Origin of the sequence: Prevotella sp. oral taxon 317 str. F0108, assembly GCF_000162415.1 — a bacterium.
GTDB lineage: Bacteria > Bacteroidota > Bacteroidia > Bacteroidales > Bacteroidaceae > Prevotella > Prevotella conceptionensis.
In genome coordinates, this window is the sequence record NZ_GG740076.1 from 16,741 (window position 1) to 20,049 (window position 3,309).

At 36.3% G+C, this 3,309-nt stretch carries 4 protein-coding genes and 1 pseudogene; 2 read left to right on the forward strand and 3 right to left on the reverse strand.

What is annotated here, in order from left to right:
• The first annotated feature begins 251 nt into the window (after positions 1 to 251).
• On the forward strand, positions 252 to 458 hold the full coding sequence (locus HMPREF0670_RS12660) for a hypothetical protein (protein ID WP_044078298.1): 207 nt from the start codon (positions 252 to 254) through the stop codon (positions 456 to 458).
• A gap of 554 nt (positions 459 to 1,012) precedes the next feature.
• Here the strand turns inward: HMPREF0670_RS12660 and HMPREF0670_RS12665 are convergent.
• Genes HMPREF0670_RS12665 through HMPREF0670_RS12675 form a run of 3 tightly spaced genes read right to left on the reverse strand, consistent with a single transcriptional unit; the run spans position 1,013 to position 2,654 of the window.
• The gene (locus tag HMPREF0670_RS12665; RefSeq protein ID WP_009231552.1) at positions 1,013 to 1,627 is read right to left on the reverse strand and encodes a hypothetical protein; all 615 of its coding nucleotides are present in this window, start codon (positions 1,625 to 1,627) and stop codon (positions 1,013 to 1,015) included.
• Positions 1,624 to 1,935 carry a hypothetical protein gene (locus HMPREF0670_RS12670; RefSeq protein WP_009231553.1) on the reverse strand — a complete coding sequence of 104 codons (312 nt, stop codon included), beginning with the start codon at positions 1,933 to 1,935 and terminating at the stop codon, positions 1,624 to 1,626. The genes HMPREF0670_RS12665 and HMPREF0670_RS12670 overlap by 4 nt, the downstream gene beginning before the upstream one ends.
• Positions 1,936 to 1,937: 2 nt before the next feature.
• The gene (locus tag HMPREF0670_RS12675; RefSeq protein ID WP_009231554.1) at positions 1,938 to 2,654 is read right to left on the reverse strand and encodes a TIGR04255 family protein; all 717 of its coding nucleotides are present in this window, start codon (positions 2,652 to 2,654) and stop codon (positions 1,938 to 1,940) included.
• 224 nt (positions 2,655 to 2,878) lie between these two features.
• Here HMPREF0670_RS12675 and HMPREF0670_RS12680 point away from each other — a divergent pair.
• Positions 2,879 to 3,309: pseudogene (locus HMPREF0670_RS12680) on the forward strand (transposase); the annotation flags it as partial.

The window sequence follows — 3,309 nt, forward strand, 5'->3', positions numbered from 1 at the left end:
CCCCAACTCAAAAACTTAAATTGTTGCTTTTTGTTTTACAATGTCGCTCCAAATTTCACTCCGTTCTAGCGAAAATATAAGCTAAAAAGTAGGTAAATTGCCACTTTTTTCATCCTTCCCATCCTCTTGTTCTGTCTGTTTTTAAGAACAGAACCTGCATTTTGCACCATTTTGCCTTTCTAGTTTGGTCGCAGTCCCGTCATTTTCCAAGTCCAAAAACTCGCTTTTAGCCCCTAAAACACCCCTTTTTAATGATCATTTTGCCCATTTTAGTCATGTTTTTAGTGGTTCTAAAAGGTTATATTTATACTTTTGCGGTGGATGTTTATGCTTTTCTGCTTGCATTTAGCAGCATTTTGCCCCGCATTTTGCAGCAAAACACCCTGCATTTAGCACCTTTTACCTTGCGTTTAGCACCAAAACGCACTGCATTTAGCACCAAAACGCACTGCGTTTAGCGGCATATTGCACTGCATTTAGCTGCAAATGGCCCAAAAGCGGGTGCGAATGATGGTTTCTTTAAATAAAAATTCATTTTGCTGCATCCGCAGGTTAACCCCTCTTAGCATCAAAACTAACCTTCGCGAGAATCGATTTTTTGCGGCAAGGTGGGCCATTGGTGCGCAAAAAGGGCGCTTATAATGTTAAAATTTATACTGAAAAGTTGACAAGGTTATAAGTTAACGAGTTGACAAGTTAACGAGTTGACATGGTCTCAAGTTGACGAGTTAACGAGTTGACGAGTTAACGAGTTGGCAAGAATTCAAGTTAACAAGTTGGTAAGAATTCAAGTTGACGAGCGTGTTGGTTCGTGAGTTTATGGATTTACGAGTTTGTGCGTTGGAAAAGTTTAGGCGTATGCGAGTTGACAGGGATTGTCGTCCACTCCGTACAAGTCATTTGGCTTAACCCTTTAACTCCGTCATCCCTTTTTAACAGGTTTATCAGTTCATTCTTTTTGTCTATATTGATTAGTTTGATTTTATTCCGCCAAGGGAATCCTTAATACATTTTAAGAGCAAGAACCTCTATTAACTTTCTCTTGTATTCTTGAAAAATGTACTGATAATTTAAACAACAATAGATAGAAACCATAATCACTTAGAGAAAAAAGGCGATTATGTTTCAACTCTTCTCTTTTTATAAAGGAGTTGTCAATACTCATAATTCTATCAAAGAAAACAATTGACTCTTTCAATTTCGAGATTGCAGGGAGGTATAAAACAGATGAGACTTCTTGTTTGCGTACAGCTTGTAGATGCCCTTCTACCTGTTCTTTTGATGCGCCTTTTTCAATCAAAACATCACGATACTTTTCGATTTCAATAATTGGAGCATACAATATCGAAGAAGGATAGAGACGATGATTTTCTAGTGATATATCACAAGTGTTAGACAAAATAATACCTTTAACATTTTTATTTCCCTTCTCCAAACGCATTAATTCTACATAAGGAAAAGGATTGTAACCGTCTCCTTGATATAGCACATTACTTTCTACTGAAGTTGTATACATTCTCTTATCTATATTATTTGGGAAGGCATCTAACTCCTGCAAAAGTTTCTTGTAATTTTCAGGTGAAAGGTATTTGGGCAAAAATAATTCTATGTCACTACTTGATATCATAGCATATCCCAAAAGTTGTCATTGATTATTTTTAGAATATTTTTATCTATTCCTATTTCATTTTGCAGAAACTTCTTTCCGAAAGTTACCAATTTATTGAAATCTTCTATATCTTCATTAGCTGGCAAGTGTTCCAAATAAGACTTTGTAGTACTGTTAAGAAGATATGGCTGAGTAATTTCTGACGGAATTTTAACAGAGACTTCAGGGCATACGCCATAACTATCGGTAGGGTTTATACCCCCTAATGCTGCCGTAGTACACGTCATCGTTAAGAAAAAAGGAGATAATATATAATTTTTATCCATAATTAGTAAACTGGACTTAAATCTTCAATGAATTTGGGCTTTAAAAGTGAGAAGAATAATTTCTTTTCAGCAATATGTGCAGAATTTATTTCTGGAACTATACTTTCTAAGAATTTGTTTCCTTCATAATTTCTAAAGGTATCTATATCAATGATTGATCCTTTCTTTTGTGTGCCTCTACTATTAAATATAGCAGTATTTGAAAATTGAATAGTACTTTCAAAATTTCCATCTTGAACTTGCGTGGTTATTTGAACATTTTCTGCAGAATACCCTCCTGTCATTTGAAAAGAGAGAGTTACTTTATCAAGTATGTCAAAATCAAAAAAATTAACGTACCGATGTCCTAAACGGAATACTCGACTTATTATTTTTTTTTCATATACAACGTTAATGATTTTACTAATATGATTTTGGAATGTCTCCCAGCCAATATATGGAATAGCAGAGCTTATAGACAACATGTCATTACCTATCTGAATTACCACTTCTTTATTGATTATCTTGTAGAGTGGTTTAAATTTTAGAGCAGGGTCATTTATTCTTACAACCTCTGGCACTTGAAGAATAGGGAGACTTTCAACTTCTCCTGGGTAATCATTAATCAATGCTCCATATATCAACCCAAATACAGCATTAGGGTTTAATGTTGTCTCAAAACGTATTTCTACTAAAGCGTCTATAATAGGACAGCTTTTTAAATTGCGCGGCAGGTTCATATTATATTATTACAATTATTTTATCCTATAAAAAATAGAATCTACACTGCAAAGATACATAAATAAAGGCAATATTCATCGTTAATTTACCATAAAAGCCTACTGCCTAAAACAAAAAACATGAATCAATATCTATACGAAGTCATCTAGACTTTTAAAATCTCTACAAATTGAGAGGAGTTTATTATCTTTGTGCTGTAAAAACCAAGATAAACACTCCTCTCATGTACGAAGTACTGGACAAAGATACAATAAAATTTGAGATCTTGCCACATTTGTCGGTAGAAAAACACGGTTATGTGACAAAAGTGACCTGGCGGAAGTCATTCAGTGCATTCTCTACAAGTTGAAAACGGGCTGTCAGCGGCACATGCTTCCCGTTTCAGCCATCTTCACGGGGAGGGTTTTGAGCTACAAGAGCGTGTATGCCCATTTCCGCAAGTGGTCGAGGAACGGCGAATGGAAAAAGGTCTGGGGCATGATATTGAGCCGTCACAGGTCTTTCTTGGACATGTCCAGTGTGGATTTGGACGGCAGCCACACCACCACGATTCGCGGTGGGGAGTGCTGTGGATACCAAGGACGCAAGAAAAAGACGACCACCAACGCCATCTATGTCACAGACCGGCAAGGCATACCACTTGCCATGTCCACA

Coding starts and splice junctions, on each gene's coding strand:
- HMPREF0670_RS12670 (WP_009231553.1), bottom strand. CDS start 1,935: ATGGATAAAAATTATATATTATCTCCTTTTTTCTTAACGATGACGTGT.
- HMPREF0670_RS12675 (WP_009231554.1), bottom strand. CDS start 2,654: ATGAACCTGCCGCGCAATTTAAAAAGCTGTCCTATTATAGACGCTTTA.
- HMPREF0670_RS12665 (WP_009231552.1), bottom strand. CDS start 1,627: ATGATATCAAGTAGTGACATAGAATTATTTTTGCCCAAATACCTTTCA.
- HMPREF0670_RS12660 (WP_044078298.1), top strand. CDS start 252: ATGATCATTTTGCCCATTTTAGTCATGTTTTTAGTGGTTCTAAAAGGT.